Source organism: Marinactinospora thermotolerans DSM 45154, from assembly GCF_900167435.1.
Taxonomy (GTDB): Bacteria; Actinomycetota; Actinomycetes; order Streptosporangiales; family Streptosporangiaceae; genus Marinactinospora; species Marinactinospora thermotolerans.
Map to the genome: position 1 here is coordinate 159,753 of NZ_FUWS01000006.1, position 15,627 is coordinate 175,379.

Consider the following 15,627-nt stretch of genomic DNA (forward strand, 5'->3'; position numbering starts at 1 on the left):
GTTGAGCGTGTAGGTGTCTTCGTCGACGGCCGACAGGGCAGCGGTCACGTGGGAGCTGTACCGGGTCATGGCGCCTTTCGGGTTCGGGTGATCACGGTGAACGGCCGGTCGGGTTCCACCTGTTCTCCAACAGGGATTCCCTCTGCCTCGGCCCAGGCGTGAGCGGCGTAGGGCGTCAGGCGAACGCCGATGCACCAATCGACCGACCGCCGCGTCAGTATTGTGGTCAGCGCGGCGACCAGGGAGTTTTCCAGGCAGGCGGCGCGCCCGGGGAACCAACGCGCGGCAGCCCGCACTGCGGCGACCGCGTCGGCCGCCTCGGTAACAACAGCGGCGGCGCGGGTACGGCGTTTGAGCGCGGCGAGAACCGCCAGGCTGTGCTTGAGCTGGAAACGCAGCAGCAGGACGGCACCCCAGAACCCGACTCCGAATCGGGGGTCGTCAGGCGGTACGTCGTCAGTGCTGTACGGACCGTCGGCAGCGCCTCGTGGGCGTCCCGTGTGATCGTCGTCGCTGAAAGCCGCTCCCCTCCCGTGAGCTCGGCCAGGTCCTGCACCTGGAGAACCTCAGCGAGTCGAAGCAACAGGGGAAGCCGAGGAACGCCGAGACGGCCGGTCTCTATCGCCCTCACCCACCCGGCCGAGCGGCCGACCAGACCGCCCACGACCGCGCGGGTCTGTCCGTTGCGTGTGCGGTAGAACTGCACGCGCTTCCCGAAACCGGCTGTTGTTGGCGGGGTATCGTTGGGCATAGGCCCTGTCCCTTCCTGATCAGGTCGCACTATCAGGCTAAAGACAGGGCCTCGCCCTTGTAGGGAATCGGGTTCCGGTCCCTGGCCCACCCGTGGTGAACACGAGTGCGGCTACTTCGGCAGGGTGAGGATCTCGGCTCCGTCGTCGGTGATGGCGATCGTGTGCTCGCTGTGCGCCGTCCGGCAGCCCGTCGCGCTTCGGAGCGTCCACCCGTCGGCGTCGGTGACGAGCCTGGCGGTGTCCGCCATGACCCACGGTTCCAGTGCCAGCAGCAGCCCCGGGCGCAGCCGGTACCCACGGCCGGGCCGTCCGGTGTTCGAGATGTGCGGGTCCTGGTGCATCGTCGATCCGATGCCGTGGCCTCCGAACTCGGTGTTGACCTGGTAGCCCGCCTCGCTGAGGACCGTGCCGATGGCGTGGGAGATGTCGCCGGTGCGGGCCCCGGGCCGGGCGGCGGCGATCCCCGCGGCCAACGCGCGTTCGGTCGCGCTGATCAGCGCGACGCTCTCCTGGGGCCTCGCGTCGCCCACGATGAAGCTGATGGCGGCGTCCGCGGCGACCCCGCCTTGGGAGACGGCGAGGTCGAGCGACAACAGGTCGCCGTCGGCGAGCGCGTAGTCGTAGGGCCGCCCGTGGAGCACGGCGTCGTTGACGCCCGTGCAGATGTAGTGGCCGAACGGGCCGCGGCCGAAGGACGGCGCGTAGTCGACGTAGCAGGACACCGCCCCGGCCTCGACGATCATCGCCTTGGCCCACTGGTCGATCTCCAGCAGGTTCGTGCCGACCGTGCTGCGCCTCTTCAGTGTCTGCAGGATGTCGGCGACCAGGGCGCCCGTGTCCTTCGCCTGGGCCAGCTCGGCGGGTTTCAGGATCTCGATCATGCGGCGTCTCCTCACGGGACCGATAACTATACCGGTCATATTATCCCGGTATTACAATCGGATCCATGGTCAGGTTGCCGCTCACTCCCGCAGAGATCGAACGCGGACAGCGCCTCGGCGCCCTCCTACGTCGCGCCAGGGGGGAGCGCTCGATGCTCGATGTCGCGCTCGACGCGCGCGTCTCACCCGAGACCCTCCGCAAGATCGAGTCGGGTCGCGTGGCCACCCCCGCCTTTCCGACCATCGCGGCGATCGCCGATGTCCTTGGCCTCTCCCTTGACGCGGTGTGGGCCGAGATCAACCGGTCCGAACCCGGCGGCGAACCGACCACCTCCGGTCACGGCGCGCGCGAGCGGCTGCCCTCCTAAGCCTCGGACCCGCGGTCGCGTCGGAGATCGCGGGAGGAGAGGACCGGGCACGGCGCCCCGGCACGCCACCAGGCCGGCCCCGCCATGAGCAGGCCAAGGGCCCGTGGAGCGGTCACCCCTCGCCCGGCGCCCGCGCCCCCGCGAGGTGGCGCCGCGCGGACGGCGCGCACAACAGCGCGAACGCCGTCCAGCAGCCGACCGCGGCCACCCCTGCCGCGAACACCCCCGCTCCGGCGCCGAGGAACACGAGAGCGGCAAGGGCCACTCCCCCCAGAACGCCCTCGAACACCACGGACCAGATCCACGCCCTGAAACACCGGCGGCGAAGCCGGGCGGCGAGGAGCAGGGCCGGCACCGCGACTCCCAGGCAGACCAGGGAACCGACCGCCGCCACGATGGCGACGCCGGCCCCCACCGCCATGGGGCCGGGCCCCAGGTAGTCGTCCTCCAACGGGACCGTGGACGCCTCCAGCCCCGCCACGACCGCCGCCACCAGGAGGCCGGCCCCCGCCAGGCAGCACAGGAGACCCTGCGCGGCCATGATCACCCGCGCCACCACCAGGGGAACGGGGACCGGGCCGGAACGGACCTCCGGAGGCGGCGCGGGCGCGCCGGCGTCCCGGCCGGACGGCGTCCGCCCATCGTGGACCGGACCCCCGGGGGCGGCGCCGCTGGGATTTTGGCCGGGACCTGCGGGAACGTCGCGTTGCGACGGACGGGAACGAGCCGGACGCGAGACGGACATCGTCGGTGCTCCGATCTTCGGGACCTGACCGCGGGCGGTCCTCACCACGGGTCTCGGCCGGGCCATGACCTGCCGGGCAGACCACCCTTCGCCCACGCCCCCCTCGCTTCGGGAACCCCTCGATGACTACAGTGAGCGACTGCTATATTCCTCACAGTGACGAGGTCGGCGGAAACGCGGACCAGCCTCCCCTCCCACAACCCACGCGTGCCCCCGACCGGCCGCCACTCCCCGGGCACGCCCCACCCGGTCGCGAGGGCGCGCACGCCCATCGGAGGTCATGTCCCATGCAGGTTTCGAGCCCCAACCCGCTCGACGAGCTTCGCGTCCAACGCGATCGGCTGGCCGGCCCCCTCACGGGCCGGCGCGCTCCCAGCACCGACTCGCACGAGCGGATCGTCGAGGCGCTGGACCAGCTCCTCACCGCCTGCCTCCTCGACCCACCCGCACCCCACGCCCACGACCCGCGCCACCGTCTCCTCGACGCCGTGCTGGAACTGTGCCGGCGGATCCCCGAACCGGACTCCCGCGACGGCGAGGGGGACGACCACCTTCTCGACCATCTCATCCTCCTGGTCGATCAGATCCTGGCCGCCTCCCGCACCGACCGCGCCGGGACGGCGTTCACGCGGCGGGTGAGCGCCCAGCGTCTGCGGGTGGCCCTGGGGCCGGTCGTGAAGGCCGGCCGCCCCCATCCGACGGTCCTGCGTCTGGTCACGCTGGCCGACGAACTCTCAGCCTGCCGAGACCAGGGCGTCCCCACGGGTGGGACAGCGGCCACCCGGACATCGGAGACCCGGGTCGCCGACATCGGGATCACGGGCCTGGGCCGGCGCGTGACGACGGCGGGTCAGGCCAGTGGCTGGCAGACCACCTGACACCCCACCGGGCCGTCGTACACCGGTTTCCCCCCGGTCGGGGCCGGATCCGATCCGGGGACGTGCGTGCCCGTCCCGGTGACGTTGATGTCACCGATCAGGCATCCTCCCGGCTTCCCGATCCCCCCACCTCCACGTCGACGCCGGAAACATCGTCCACCACAGCCGGAGCCCCGGGATCGGCCGCGGGCTGTCCCGCGCCATCGGCTCCCTCCACCACCCCGCCCGGGTCTTCCGCCGTGGCGGCCGGTTGTCCCGTGCCGGGGTCCGCCGAGACGGCCGCGGGCTGTGCCGCCTCGACCTCCTCGGGGGCGTCTCCGGGCTGCCCCGCCCCGCCCGGGTCCGGCGCCGCGCCCCCGGGAGTGCCGCCCGCCGCTTCGGGCTTCCCGGCCGGAGACGGGGTGACGGCACCCGGATCCCCCGTTGCCTGCGGTTCGGTGACGACGCAGCCCGCGTTGGCACTCACCAAGCCTTCGCGGCCGTCACCCCACCTGACCAGGTAGGTGATACCGCGCTCCCCCTTGCTCACGCCGATGATCTCCCCCTTGTGGATCTGCCCGGTGAAGGAACAGGAACAGTGGATCATGTCCCCCACCCCTCCCCCCGAAGCCGGGGACGCGGCCCCCATCGTCACCGTCATCGCCCCGATGACCATCCCCATGGTCAGCACGCGACGTAGCTCCATGACGCCCACCTTCTTCACCGACACCGCCCCCTTTCAGACGATGCCTCACGACGCCGGACCGATTACCTACAGTGACGAAGTGGACGCATTTATTTGCGCTAGGTAGTCAATTCCTTGCTGCGGCCATTCCTCCAAAAACAAGAAAGCCGCTCATTTTCGCCTTTTCCCCTCCGCTCACCACGCTCCCCCTCCCTCTCCAGACGATCCCTCGACGACGCGAAGGAGACGCGCGACCTCTCGAACGCACGAGGAGCACACATGAGAAGTTTTAGAACATCCTCGGGTTTTTGCTGTCCAAGGCGCTGTGGGACACGACCCGACGGCGGACCGGCCCGCCCCTTCCCCCGGGGGCGGGGCGCGAGGAGCGGGCCGCGACGTCCCAGGGGGTCACGGCCGCGTCAGCGGCGAGAAACGCGAATCGCCCGCGGCGGGGTCCACGCAGATCCGATCGGCCCCCCGCGTCGGGACGTACTCCGCCCCCTCGTCATTGCGGAAGAAGAGGTGGACGCCGGCCACCTCGACCGGGTCGCACTCCCCCGGATCGCGTCCGTCCGGATCGGGTTTGGCAACGGTCAGCCGGGCCGCCTCGCCGGGGAAGAGCGCGAACGGATCACCTCCCGCGCCATCACGCACCCCGGGCGCGCCGATCGGGTTGCCCTCGGAGTCGCCCCAGTACATGGCGGCGAGGTCGCCGTACATGACGCACGCCTCGTCGTCGTAGGGGGTTCTGGGCGGGAGCTTGACGATCTCGAAATCGATGTGGGTGGTCCCGTCCACCGTGCGCCTGCCGACCTCGTCGACCTCCAGCACCGCGGCGGTACAGTCGGCCACGCTCAACGGGGCGCTCACGGGTCCCGCCGCGAGCGCGTTCGTCGCCCCCGCCGTCACCAGGACGGTCGAGGTGGCACCCACCAGCAGGGCCGTACCGGTCACGCGAGAACGGGACATGGGGGTCTTCTCGGACATGTTTCCCCTCCGGGGGCCGTCGTCCTTCGTCTGCCATCCTGACGCCGGCCGCCCCCACGGGGTTGCCCCTCGAACGCGGCCTGGACCCGCTCCGCCCTTCCGACCTGCCCGTCCTATCGGCCGGTCGGCCGCGTTCCCCTCCTCACGGACCAGCCGAAACCAATATCCCCGCATGTCACAAATCCGATAATCACCCTCTGTAGGGGTGAGGTGACTAGTTTCGGCCTAGGCAATGGCCCAGCTGGGCCATATCGAAAATGGGCCTAATGGGGCCTGTTGGCTGTGCACGGTGAGCCGTAATTTCATCACCAGCGGCAACGAGGAAGGCCGCGTCGCAACGGTCATGACCCCCACGGCCGGACGCCCCCGTCCGGTTCGTCTTCCTTTCCCGACGCCCGCCCCTCGACGCCGCATGCCGACGACCGCGCCCGTCGGCAGGAACACCACAACACAACACATGCTGATCTTGGGAGTGGGGCACATGTGGAACACCAATTGGGCCAACGAAGGGGCGTGTCGGGGGTCCGATCCCGACGCGCTCTTCGTCCAGGGAGCCGCGCAGAACCGAGCCAAACTCATCTGCCGGGGCTGCCCGGTACGTACCGAGTGCCTGGCCGACGCATTGGACAACCGGGTCGAGTTCGGTGTCTGGGGAGGGATGACCGAACGCGAACGCCGTGCCCTGCTACGCCGCAGGCCCGAGGTGAAGTCGTGGCGTGACCTCCTGGAGGGCGCCCGCGAGCAGTACGAACAGTCGCGACAGCCCGCCTGACCCGACCACGGCGCACCCGGAGGTGACCGTCCCCGGCAGGACAACGGGGGCGGCGCCTTCGGCCGGCGGCGGTCACGCCACCCGCCGGCCCCGGGCACGCCAGAATGCTACGTCAACGACCTGCGAGCCCGCAGGACTTCCCACGACACCACGCCGGCCGCCCGCGGTCCCGACCCGATCACGCGGCGGTCCACACACCCGAACTGCCGCGGCGATGGCTGCCCAACAGGTGGGTGTCGACCATGCCCACCGCCTCCATCAGGGCGAACATGGTCGTGGGACCGACGAACGCGAACCCCTTACGGCGCAGCGCCGCCGACAGCGCGGCCGACTCGGCCGAACGGGTCGGCACCTCGGCCATGGTCCGCGGAGCGGGGGTCCGCGCCGGCCTGAACGACCAGACGAAATCGGCCAGGCCACCCTCGTCGCGAAGCGCGAGGGTGGCCTTGGCGTTGGTGATGGTGGCGCGGATCTTGCGCTCGTTGCGGACGATCCCCGCGTCGGCCATGAGCCGGGCGACGTCGTCCTCCGTGTACCGCGCCACCGCCTCGGGATCGAATCCGTCGAACGCGGCGCGGAAGGCGGGCCGCTTACGCAGGATCGTCGCCCAGGACAGACCCGCCTGGAACGCCTCCAGGCTGATCCGTTCGTACATCCCCTGCTCGTCTCGGACCGGCATCCCCCACTCGGTGTCGTAGTAGGCCCGCAACAACGGGTCGGCCGCGGCCCATGGGGGACGGGCCAGGCCGTCCTCACCCACCACCAGCCCGGTCCCCTCCGGCCCCGGTTCCCCGGTGACGGTCCCGACCCGCCCCGGCCCGCCGGCCTGGTCCTGCGTCTCCCCGATACGGTCCATCCGTCCTCCCCGGAAACGGCGACTGGCGCCGGAACGGCACGGGCCGCTCCGGGCAATGAGCGTAGACGAGGCGACGACGCGCTAGGCCGCCTCCAGGTCGAGCAGGACCCGCTTCGCGTCGACGCCGCCGATGTAACCGCCGATCCCCCCGTCGCTTCGCACGACCCGATGGCAGGGAAGGACGACGGGCAAGGGGTTGGTGGCGCAGGCCGTTCCCGTGGCCCGCACGGCGCGGGGGCTCCCCGCCGCCGTCGCCAGGGCCGCGTAGCCGACGGTGGTGCCATAGGGGACCTCGGCGAGCCGGGTCAGGACCTCGCGGCGGAATCCGGAGGTCAGACGCAGGTCGATCCCCAGATCGAAGGAGGTGCGGCGCCTCGTGAAGTACTCCTCGACCTGGCGCGCGGCCGCGTCCAACGGCGCGGGAGCGGCCAGGACGCGCGGTCCGACACGCGCGGCGAGGGTGCCGAGGACCCGGTCGAAGTCCTCGACCTCGAAGGCGACCCGGACCAGGCCGCGCTGGGTGGCGGCGAGCAGGAGCGGGCCGACCGGGCTGTCGACGGTCCGGTAGGCGACGTCGAACGGGTCCTCGTCCGATGCCCCCGTCACGGGACGCCGGCGGTGTGGTGTGGTCCCGTCCTTGTCCGCCGGGTCGGTGAAGGAGGTGCTCACGGTGTCGCGTTCGTTCATGGTGCCGCTCCGGTGCGGTGGGTTCTGCGCGGTTCCCCATGCCGTCGACGACGGGCGAGGGGGCGGAGGCCGGGGTGGGCCGCTGTCCGCGTAGCACGGCCCTCGACGCCTTCCGCTCGATCCTGAGAACAGGGGGCGGGAAGACGGTCCGTGGGTGAGGGGGCCGGCCACGCCTCGACGCCGCTCCCCCGACACTAGCCGGGAATGGGGGCGGGGTCGCGGGGAGCCTTCCCGGCCCGGTGTCCGCCGCGCCGTCCGGATCGGGGACTCCGGCACGGTGGGGCCGGGTCAGGCCATGACCTGCTGGAACGACGGCGGGTCCGCGAACGGTGGACATCAGCCGACGGACGCGAGGTCATCCGGATGCCGGGGTGTGGCCCGCTCCGCGCGCGGCGCCGGAGTCCTCCCGGCTCGGCGACGTTGCGCCGTCCACAGGCTGTGGACGACCGCGCGCCCCACCACTTCCATCCCGCCGATCGCCGCGCTCATGGCCACCGCGTCCCCGGGGACGCGGACGGGCCGGGCGGGGGCCGCGCAACGCCTCGGACCGGTCCTGTCACACGTTCCCCGAGGTGTCGGCCGCGGGCGTACGGGGACCGCCGGTCACCCGTAGAGCCGCTGGGCGTACTGTTCGCCGTAGTAGGTCTCCAGCTCCTCCAGCGTCTCCTCACGGTCCTCGACCGCCTTGGCGATGCGCGGGCGGCTCGGGAGCACCTCGGGGTTCCACGTCTCCGGCTTCCACAGCGAGGAGCGGAGGAACGCCTTCGCGCAGTGGTGGAACACCTGCTCGATCTCGACGACCAGGGCGAGGGAGGGCCGGTGCCCCCTGACCACCATCCGGTCGAAGAAGGGGGCGTCGCTCACCAGGCGCGCCCGCCCGTTGATGCGCAGCGTGTCGCCCCGCCCGGGGATCAGGTAGACCAGACCGACATGGGGGTTGGCCAGCACGTTGCGGAACCCGTCGACGCGCCGGTTGCCCGGACGGTCGGGGATCGCGATCGTCGTGTCGTCGAGGACCAGGGTGAATCCGGGCGGGTCCCCCTTCGGGGAGACATCGCAGGACCCGTCCGCCCCGGAGGTCGCGATGAGGCAGAACGGGGACGCCGCCAGCCACTCCCGGTCGAGGTCCCGCAACGCCCTCCGCTCCTTGGCGATGGACTGCGGCATCGGCGCACCGACCAGTTTCGCGAGCTCGGCCTCAGAGGTTATCTCCACCAGGCCGTCGATGTTGTGCATGTCATCCGCCTCCAGGTGTGACCCTGCCGTCGCCCAGGCGCGCCGGCCGCGACCAGCCTTGCGCAGGCGTTCCCCGCGCGCCACCGTTTTCCGGTGGCCGATACCGGTACGCGCGGGCGGGAGCGGCGGGTGCCACCGGTCACATCCGGCGCAAGGGGAAATAGCGGAGGGGGAGGTCCTGTTGTACCGGGTGCAGGTCGATGCGGTAGCAAGTGTCCCCCGGGCCTCACCTATCGCCTTCGTGGAATACCGCGTCCGGCCCCGCCCTCGGCGGGAATCCGGACGGCCTCGGAGCCACGTTGTGCCCCGCGCCGAGAGGCGACCGCCGCATCGTCCTGGCAACGTGCGCGAGCCCCGGTGGAGATCCCTCCACCGGGGCTCGCGTGTTCTCACGGGGCGCGCGCCGCCGGCCATGGACAGGTGAATGGCGGAACGGCCCGCCGACATCGAGACGCGCGCCGGCCACACCGCGCCGGCCCCCGGGCCGGGGGCCGTGTCCGGGGTCAGTTCGTTTCGGTGCCCTCGGTGGTCTCCGTCCGGGCGGTGCGGCCGGCGAGGCGGTCGTGGCGTTGCCGGGCGGCCTGGGCGGTGCCCAGTCCCAGGCCGAAGGCGATCTCCTGCCAGGTCATGCCGCGCCCACGGGCCATCTGAAGGAGGCCGGCCTCCAGCGCGTCGAGCTCGGAGCGGGCGCGCGGGGCGAGGGTCAGCGCGGCGGTGATGTCCTCGGCGTCGACGGCGGGCTCGTCCGGCGCGGTCGGGGCGACACCGGAGGCGAGGTCGGCGACGCGGCGGACCGCGTCCAGGGGCTCCATCGGGATACGCCGCTCGTCCCACCTGCGGCGCGCCTCGTCGATGGCGTGGCGCTCGGTGATCCGGAACAGCGCGGTGTGGACACGCCTGCGGCGGGCGTCCTCAGGGTCGGGAGGGGAGAAGGGGGCGTGCTCGTCGGTCATGCCTCCACTCTGCGACTCAAGCAAGTCGTTGTCAACGGAATATGTTGAACAATTTGTTCAACGACCGTCTTCACCATCCCCCTTCTCCCCGTTCCACCGCGCAGCCCGGCGGACGCCGGCGGCACCGGTCCGCCCCCGGAAGCGAGAGACGTGGAATGGGTTCCACCTCGTCCGGGGTTATATTTGAACTGACCAGTCAGTTCAAAAAGTGTCCGGTAGGAGCTCCGACATGCGATTCGCGACGGGGGCCCGGGTCCAGGCCCACGAGCTGTCCCTACGGACCGGCCGGGGATGGGTCTACCGTGACGTCGACCTCACCGCCGCGCCCGGATCCCTCACCGCGCTACAGGCCGAGTCGGGCGGTGGCCGCACCGCGCTGCTGCTCACCCTCGGCGGCCGGATGCGCCCCAGCTCGGGTTCGGCGCGGGTCGACGGCCACGAACTTCCCGGCGCCGAGGCCAAGGTGCGGGGCATCGCCGCGCTCGGTCTGAGCGACGGCGTCAACGACCTCGACGGCCGGCTGCGCGTCCGCGAGCACCTGCGCGAACGCCTGCACCTCCGGTTGCGCCCGGCCCGCCGCTCCCTCACCCGCGCCGCGTTGCGCGCCGCGGGCCTCGACGACCTCGACACCGCCCGCCCCGTGGGCGGGCTCTCGGCGGAGGAGCGGCGCCGGCTCGGTGTCGCGCTCGCCCTCGTCGACGAACCCCGGCTGCTCCTCGTCGACGACGCCGACCGCGGCCTGCCCCACGATCGGCAACGGGAGCTGTGGCGGACGTTGCGCGAGCTCGCCGACGGCGGGCTGACCGTCATCGCCGCCTGCGCCGACGCCGGGGCCGCCCACGACCTGGCCGACGTGGTCGCGCTGGGCCGCCCCGGCGACGATCCGGCGACACGCCCGGCCGACGGCTCCGAGACGGGGGAGGCGCGGCCGTGAGACGACCGCGACCGCGCGGGATCCCCGCGCTGCGACTCGGCGGGCTGTCGATGCTCTCCTTCCTGCGGGCCCCCCTGCCCGCCGCCGCCCTCGCGGCGCTGGTGCTCATCCCATTGCTGTACTCCGGGCTGTACCTGTGGTCGTTTTGGGACCCGTTCGGCCGGATGGACCAGCTGCCGGTCGCGCTGGTCGACGAGGACCGGCCGGTGGAGGTCGGCGGAGAGGAGCTGGACGCGGGCGGCGCGCTCGCCGACGAGCTGGTCGAGGGCGGCGACCTGGACTGGAACCTGGTCGACGCGCAGGAGGCGGAACAGGGGCTGCGCGAAGGCCGCTACTACGTGTCGCTGCGGATCCCCGAGGACTTCAGCGAGCGCCTGGCCTCGCCCTCACGTGACGACGCGACGCCCGTGCCCGCGATGTTGGAGGCCCACTACGACGACTCCAACGGCTACATCGTCCGCTCCCTGATGCGGTCGGCCTTCACCGAGGTGCAAAACGCCGCGGCCTCCTCCGCGATCGCCGACTACCTCGACGAGATCTTCCTCGGCTTCAACGACATCCACGAGGCCACGCGGGAGGCCGCCGACGGCGCCGCCGAACTCGCCGACGGCGCCGGGACGGCCAAGGACGGTTCGGGGGAACTGGCGAGCGGCGCGTCCGAGGCCGCCGCGGGCTCCAGTGACCTGTCCAGCGGCCTGGGAACGCTGTACTCCGGGTCGCAGGAACTGGCCGACGGGGCGACCTCGGCGTCGGACCAGGTGTCGGCCGCCACCGACGAGCTCGACACGATCGCCGACACCTACATCCCGCTGCTGCGCGACAACGCCCCCGAGATCGAGACCGCGGCCGACGCCATCTCGACCGCGGCCTCGAACCTGTCGTCCGCGCTCGGCGACCTGCCCACGGGGACGCGGTCGCGGGTGGCCGACCTCCAGGACGACCACCAGGCCCTCCAGGAGTACGTCACGGCGCACCCGGAACTGCGCGAGGACCCGGCGTTGAAGGAGGCCGTGGACGGGCTCCTGTCCAGCGCTGATGAGGCCGTGAGCCAGGCGACCGCCTTCGACGACTACGTCCAGGGCCACGCCGCCGACATCTCCGACATCGCCGAGCAGGCCGACACGGTCTCCGGCATCGCCGCCGACATCGCCGACGCCGCGCCGACCCTCGCCGACGACGCCGAGGCCGCGCGGGACAAGGTCGACGCCCTGGACGCCGGCCTGGCCGAGCTCGCCCAGGGCAGCCGTGACCTGCGGGACGGGCTGGCCGACGCCTACGACGGCAGTGCCGACCTCGGTGAGGGGCTGAGCGCGCTGGAGGAGGGCGCGGTCCGGCTCGACGACGGTATCGGCGAGCTCAGCGACGGTTCCGCGACGCTGTCCGACGGCCTGGCCGACGGGGTCGAGCAGGTGCCCACCTACGACGACGCCTCCCGGGCCGAGCACGGCGACATGATGAGCTCGCCGGTGCGGCTGAGCAGCGACATCGACAACGAGGCCCCCGACTACGGCACCGGGTTCGCCCCGTTCTTCCTCCCGTTGTCGCTGTGGGTCGGCGCGATGGTGACCTACATGGTGCTGCCCGCGGTGTCCGGTCGGGCGTTGGCGGCCAACGCCCCCGCGTGGCGGATCGCCCTGGCGAACTGGTCGCCGGCGTTGGTCATCGGTGTCGCCCAGACGCTGGTGATGCTGGCGGCGCTGCGTGTCGGTCTCGGGTTGGACGCCGCCCGCTGGCCCGGCCTGGTCGGCGTGCTCGCGCTCACCGCCGCGACCTTCACCGCCGTCGTGTACTGGGCGAACGTGCGGTTCAACGCCGCTGGCCGGATCGTCGCGCTGGTCCTGCTGATGTTGCAGCTCACCTCGGCGGGCGGAACCTACCCGATCGAGACCAGTCACGGCTTCTTCCAGGCGATCGCGCCGTTCCTGCCGATGAGCTGGGTGGTCGCGGCGACCCGGCACCTGATCTCGGGCGGGGACCTCACCGTGGTGTGGCAGGCGTGCGGGGTGCTCGGCGCCTACCTGGCGGGAGCCCTGTTGCTGACATGGCGGTCGGTGGCCGGAAGGCGGGTCTGGACGATGGCGAGGTTGCATCCGGACCTGAAGCTGTAGCGTCGCGCGGCCGCGGTTCCCGGCCGACGGGTGAGGTTCGCCATGGCCGCCGCCCGCCGGGCCCGGAGTTTAGCCGCGCGGCACGTGGTCAGCCGGGCGGGTGAGGGCCGCCGTCGTCCGCGACGTTCGACGGCGGCCGAGTGCTATCCGTCCGACGACGAAGAGGTGTGTGATGGCCGGGACGAACTCGAAACCGACGACCCGCTCGCTGATCTCCCCGGCCCGTTACGTGCAGGGCCCCGGGGCCATCGCCGAACTCGGCTCCCATGTCGCGCGGATCGGCGCCAATCCGCTGCTGTTGTCCGATGACGTGGTGCGTGGATTGACCGAGTCCGCGATCACCTCCTCCTTCGAGGAGGCGGGACTGCCGGTGCGGTTCGAGGAGTTCGGTGGTATGCCCACCGCGGCGGAGGCCCGCCGGGTCGCCGAGATCATCGACAAGCACGGCGTCGACGTGGTCGTCGGGTTGGGGGGCGGAGCGGCGATCGACACCGCCAAGGCGGCCGGGGACAACGCGGGGATCCGCTGGGTGAGCGTGCCCACGGCGGCCTCCACCGACGCGCCCACCTCGGCGTTGTCGGTGGTCTACACCGAGGAGGGCGCGTTCGAGTCCTACCGCTTCTACACGCGCAACCCCGACCTGGTCCTCATCGACACCCGGCTCGTCGCGAACGCGCCGGCCCGGTTCCTCATCGCCGGTGTCGGGGACGCGCTGGCCACCTGGATCGAGGCGCGGGCGGTGCAGCGCGGCAACGGCCCGACCATGGCCGGGGGACGCGCCACCCGGGCCGGGACGACGCTGGCGCGGCTGTCGTGGGACATCCTGTGGGAGCACGCCCTCCCCGCGATCGAGGCGGTGCGGGCGAACCTGGTCACCCCCTCCGTCGAGGCGGTGGTCGAGGCGAACACGCTGCTGTCGGGGCTGGGGTTCGAATCGGCGGGTCTGGCCGCGGCGCACGCGATCCACGACGGTCTGACCGCGGTGCCGCACACGCACGGGCTGGCCCACGGTGAGAAGGTCAACATCGGGTCGATCACCCAGCTCATCCTGGAGGGCGCGCCGACCGCCGAGATCCGTGAGTTCATCGAGTTCACGACGCGGGTGGGGCTGCCGACCACGCTGACCGAGGTGGGCCTGGGCGACGTGGAGGACGACGTGCTGCGCACCGTGGTGGAGGCGGCGACCGCGCCGGAGGAGACCATCCACAACATGCCGTTCGAGGTGGTGGCCGAGGACGTGTTGGACGCGCTCAAGGCGGTGGAGCCGCTGGCGCGCTCGGTGCGGGCCGCGGCCGGCCTGCCCGAGCCGAAGGCGCCGAAACGGCACTGAGGACCGGCGTCCCCCGCCGCCGCGCCGTGGCGGGGAGACGCCGCCCTTCCGTGCCGACGTCCCCCGCACCGCCGTCCCGTCCGGTCACCCGTTTCCACGGGTGACCGTTTCCGGCCGCCCGGCCGAACGGGACGCGTCCCTGAAAGCTCGGCAAACCACACAGATGCCGTCGAAGTCTTCTTTCGCCCGAAACGGCATCACCACTCCAGATCCGGAGGTCTCGCCGCGAATCCCTGTCCTCACAGGGCTCCCGGCTCTTCTAGACTCTTTTCTTCAAGGTCCGGAAGCGTGGCCTTACTACTTCGGTGACCCTTGATCGTCCCGGACACCGGACGGCCTGTGAACCGACGGGTCGCGCACCGATGCCCGGGGATCCACGATCAGCCGACCTCATCAGCATCCCGATGGGGCGTTTCGCCGTGCGCAAGTGTCCTCCCCTACAGGGGGTGCGATCGCCTGCGCGGCGGGCAGGGACGGGTCACCGAGGAAGGCCACCGGCGGGACACGGACACGTCCCGCCGCGGCCTGGTGGGCGGGAACCGTCCGTCCGCCGTCGACCATAGGTGCCCGCGCGCCGTGGAGATCTCCGGACCCGATGAAGAACAGCCGAGCGAACGACCGTTCAGCAGCCACGGAAGGCGTCGCCCTTCCCTCAACAGAAGAACTGGTTACCGACCCCCGCCCCAACGGCGTGGGCGACACCACCGCGTTCGCCCGCCGCCTGGTCACCCTGGCGGAGGAGGTCGGCACGAGCGGCAGCGTCGAGGAGGCCGCACAGCGGGTCGTCGACGCGCTGGTCGGCAGTCTGTCCCTGTGCGACCACGCCTTCCTCTCCGCGCGTACCGGGAAGAACAGTTCCCCTGTGACCGCCTACAGCGACGACGTGGCCAAGCAGCTCGGCGACTCCCAGGTCTTCCTGGGCTCCGCGCCCCGCCTGCACGTCACGTTGGCGGACCCGGGATCCTACAGCCTCACCGACCACAGTGACGACTCGTGGAACGGCTTCCTGGAACGCGCGGCGGCGTTGAACATCCGCAGCCTGTACGCGGCCCGCCTGGCCAGCGCCGAGCGACGCATCGGCCTGATCACGATGTACTCGACGTCCCTCGAATCGTTCGACCGGCACGAGCCGGGCCTGATCACGGTCGCCATCGACCACATCGCGATCGAGCTCCAGCACCGCATCGAGGTGGCCAACCTCAACCGGGCGCTGAGCACCCGCAGCCTGATCGGGACGGCGCTGGGCATCCTCATGGAACGGCACGGCATCTCCGAACCCGAGGCGTGGAAGCTGCTGAGCAAGACCTCGCAGGAGCTCAACATCCGGTTGGTCGACATCTGCCGCCGTCTGGTCAACGGCTCCGAGGGGTGAGCGGCGACGACGATGGCCCCTGGACCGGATTGAACGTCCTGTTCAGGGGCAAGGGGGCCTATGACAGGGCTTCGCGCTCCTCCGGCACCGCCCCCGCTCGTGTC

At 71.7% G+C, this 15,627-nt stretch carries 16 protein-coding genes and 1 pseudogene; 7 read left to right on the forward strand and 10 right to left on the reverse strand.

What is annotated here, in order from left to right; translation table 11 throughout:
• Positions 1-65: 65 nt before the first annotated feature.
• From B5D66_RS12320 to map, 3 genes and pseudogenes are all read right to left on the reverse strand, one after another.
• Positions 66-404, reverse strand: coding sequence for a lasso peptide biosynthesis B2 protein (locus B5D66_RS12320; RefSeq protein WP_078761841.1), 339 nt, complete (start codon positions 402-404; stop codon positions 66-68).
• 155 nt (positions 405-559) lie between these two features.
• Positions 560-751, reverse strand: a pseudogene (locus B5D66_RS26100) (helix-turn-helix domain-containing protein); the annotation flags it as partial.
• 111 nt (positions 752-862) lie between these two features.
• The gene (map, locus tag B5D66_RS12330; RefSeq protein WP_078761843.1) at positions 863-1,633 is read right to left on the reverse strand and encodes a type I methionyl aminopeptidase; all 771 of its coding nucleotides are present in this window, start codon (positions 1,631-1,633) and stop codon (positions 863-865) included.
• Positions 1,634-1,698: 65 nt separating this feature from the next.
• On the opposite strand from map, the gene B5D66_RS12335 reads away from it, so the two are divergent.
• On the forward strand, positions 1,699-2,001 hold the full coding sequence (locus B5D66_RS12335; protein WP_078761844.1) for a helix-turn-helix transcriptional regulator: 303 nt from the start codon (positions 1,699-1,701) through the stop codon (positions 1,999-2,001).
• 112 nt (positions 2,002-2,113) lie between these two features.
• Here B5D66_RS12335 and B5D66_RS12340 read toward each other — a convergent pair whose 3' ends face one another.
• Positions 2,114-2,542 (reverse strand): hypothetical protein, encoded by a 429-nt coding sequence (locus B5D66_RS12340; protein ID WP_144390100.1) that lies wholly within the window; start codon positions 2,540-2,542, stop codon positions 2,114-2,116.
• Positions 2,543-3,033: 491 nt separating this feature from the next.
• Here B5D66_RS12340 and B5D66_RS12345 point away from each other — a divergent pair, with 491 nt between their 5' ends.
• The gene (locus tag B5D66_RS12345; RefSeq protein ID WP_078761846.1) at positions 3,034-3,624 is read left to right on the forward strand and encodes a hypothetical protein; all 591 of its coding nucleotides are present in this window, start codon (positions 3,034-3,036) and stop codon (positions 3,622-3,624) included.
• A gap of 97 nt (positions 3,625-3,721) precedes the next feature.
• Here B5D66_RS12345 and B5D66_RS26335 read toward each other — a convergent pair whose 3' ends face one another.
• A complete protein-coding gene (locus B5D66_RS26335; RefSeq protein WP_078761847.1) occupies positions 3,722-4,309 on the reverse strand; it encodes a DUF1918 domain-containing protein in 588 nt (195 codons plus the stop codon).
• Between the two features lie 387 nt (positions 4,310-4,696).
• Entirely contained in the window at positions 4,697-5,257 is a 561-nt protein-coding gene (locus B5D66_RS12355) for a DUF4232 domain-containing protein (RefSeq protein ID WP_078762064.1), read from the reverse strand.
• A 499-nt stretch (positions 5,258-5,756) separates the two neighbouring features.
• Here B5D66_RS12355 and B5D66_RS12360 point away from each other — a divergent pair, with 499 nt between their 5' ends.
• Positions 5,757-6,047 carry a WhiB family transcriptional regulator gene (locus B5D66_RS12360; protein WP_078762065.1) on the forward strand — a complete coding sequence of 97 codons (291 nt, stop codon included), beginning with the start codon at positions 5,757-5,759 and terminating at the stop codon, positions 6,045-6,047.
• Positions 6,048-6,225: 178 nt separating this feature from the next.
• On the opposite strand, the gene B5D66_RS12365 is transcribed toward B5D66_RS12360, so the two are convergent.
• The 4 genes from B5D66_RS12365 to B5D66_RS12380 all read right to left on the reverse strand — a co-directional run bounded on the left by B5D66_RS12365 (position 6,226) and on the right by B5D66_RS12380 (position 9,779).
• Positions 6,226-6,903 carry a DNA-3-methyladenine glycosylase I gene (locus B5D66_RS12365; protein ID WP_078761848.1) on the reverse strand — a complete coding sequence of 226 codons (678 nt, stop codon included), beginning with the start codon at positions 6,901-6,903 and terminating at the stop codon, positions 6,226-6,228.
• Between the two features lie 81 nt (positions 6,904-6,984).
• Positions 6,985-7,590 (reverse strand): methylated-DNA--[protein]-cysteine S-methyltransferase, encoded by a 606-nt coding sequence (locus B5D66_RS12370; RefSeq protein ID WP_078761849.1) that lies wholly within the window; start codon positions 7,588-7,590, stop codon positions 6,985-6,987.
• A 603-nt stretch (positions 7,591-8,193) separates the two neighbouring features.
• Positions 8,194-8,826, reverse strand: a complete 633-nt coding sequence (locus B5D66_RS12375; protein WP_078761850.1) for a pyridoxamine 5'-phosphate oxidase family protein — start codon at positions 8,824-8,826, stop codon at positions 8,194-8,196.
• 503 nt (positions 8,827-9,329) lie between these two features.
• Positions 9,330-9,779 carry a DNA-binding protein gene (locus B5D66_RS12380; protein ID WP_078761851.1) on the reverse strand — a complete coding sequence of 150 codons (450 nt, stop codon included), beginning with the start codon at positions 9,777-9,779 and terminating at the stop codon, positions 9,330-9,332.
• Between the two features lie 229 nt (positions 9,780-10,008).
• Here B5D66_RS12380 and B5D66_RS12385 point away from each other — a divergent pair, with 229 nt between their 5' ends.
• The 4 genes from B5D66_RS12385 (at position 10,009) to B5D66_RS12400 (ending at position 15,523) form a co-directional block, all read left to right on the forward strand.
• Positions 10,009-10,713 (forward strand): ABC transporter ATP-binding protein, encoded by a 705-nt coding sequence (locus tag B5D66_RS12385; RefSeq protein WP_078761852.1) that lies wholly within the window; start codon positions 10,009-10,011, stop codon positions 10,711-10,713.
• Positions 10,710-12,821, forward strand: coding sequence for a YhgE/Pip domain-containing protein (locus B5D66_RS12390; RefSeq protein ID WP_078761853.1), 2,112 nt, complete (start codon positions 10,710-10,712; stop codon positions 12,819-12,821). The genes B5D66_RS12385 and B5D66_RS12390 overlap by 4 nt, the downstream gene beginning before the upstream one ends.
• A gap of 172 nt (positions 12,822-12,993) precedes the next feature.
• Positions 12,994-14,151 (forward strand): glycerol dehydrogenase, encoded by a 1,158-nt coding sequence (locus tag B5D66_RS12395; RefSeq protein ID WP_078761854.1) that lies wholly within the window; start codon positions 12,994-12,996, stop codon positions 14,149-14,151.
• A gap of 595 nt (positions 14,152-14,746) precedes the next feature.
• Positions 14,747-15,523 carry an ANTAR domain-containing response regulator gene (locus tag B5D66_RS12400; RefSeq protein ID WP_078761855.1) on the forward strand — a complete coding sequence of 259 codons (777 nt, stop codon included), beginning with the start codon at positions 14,747-14,749 and terminating at the stop codon, positions 15,521-15,523.
• The last annotated feature ends 104 nt before the right edge of the window (positions 15,524-15,627 follow it).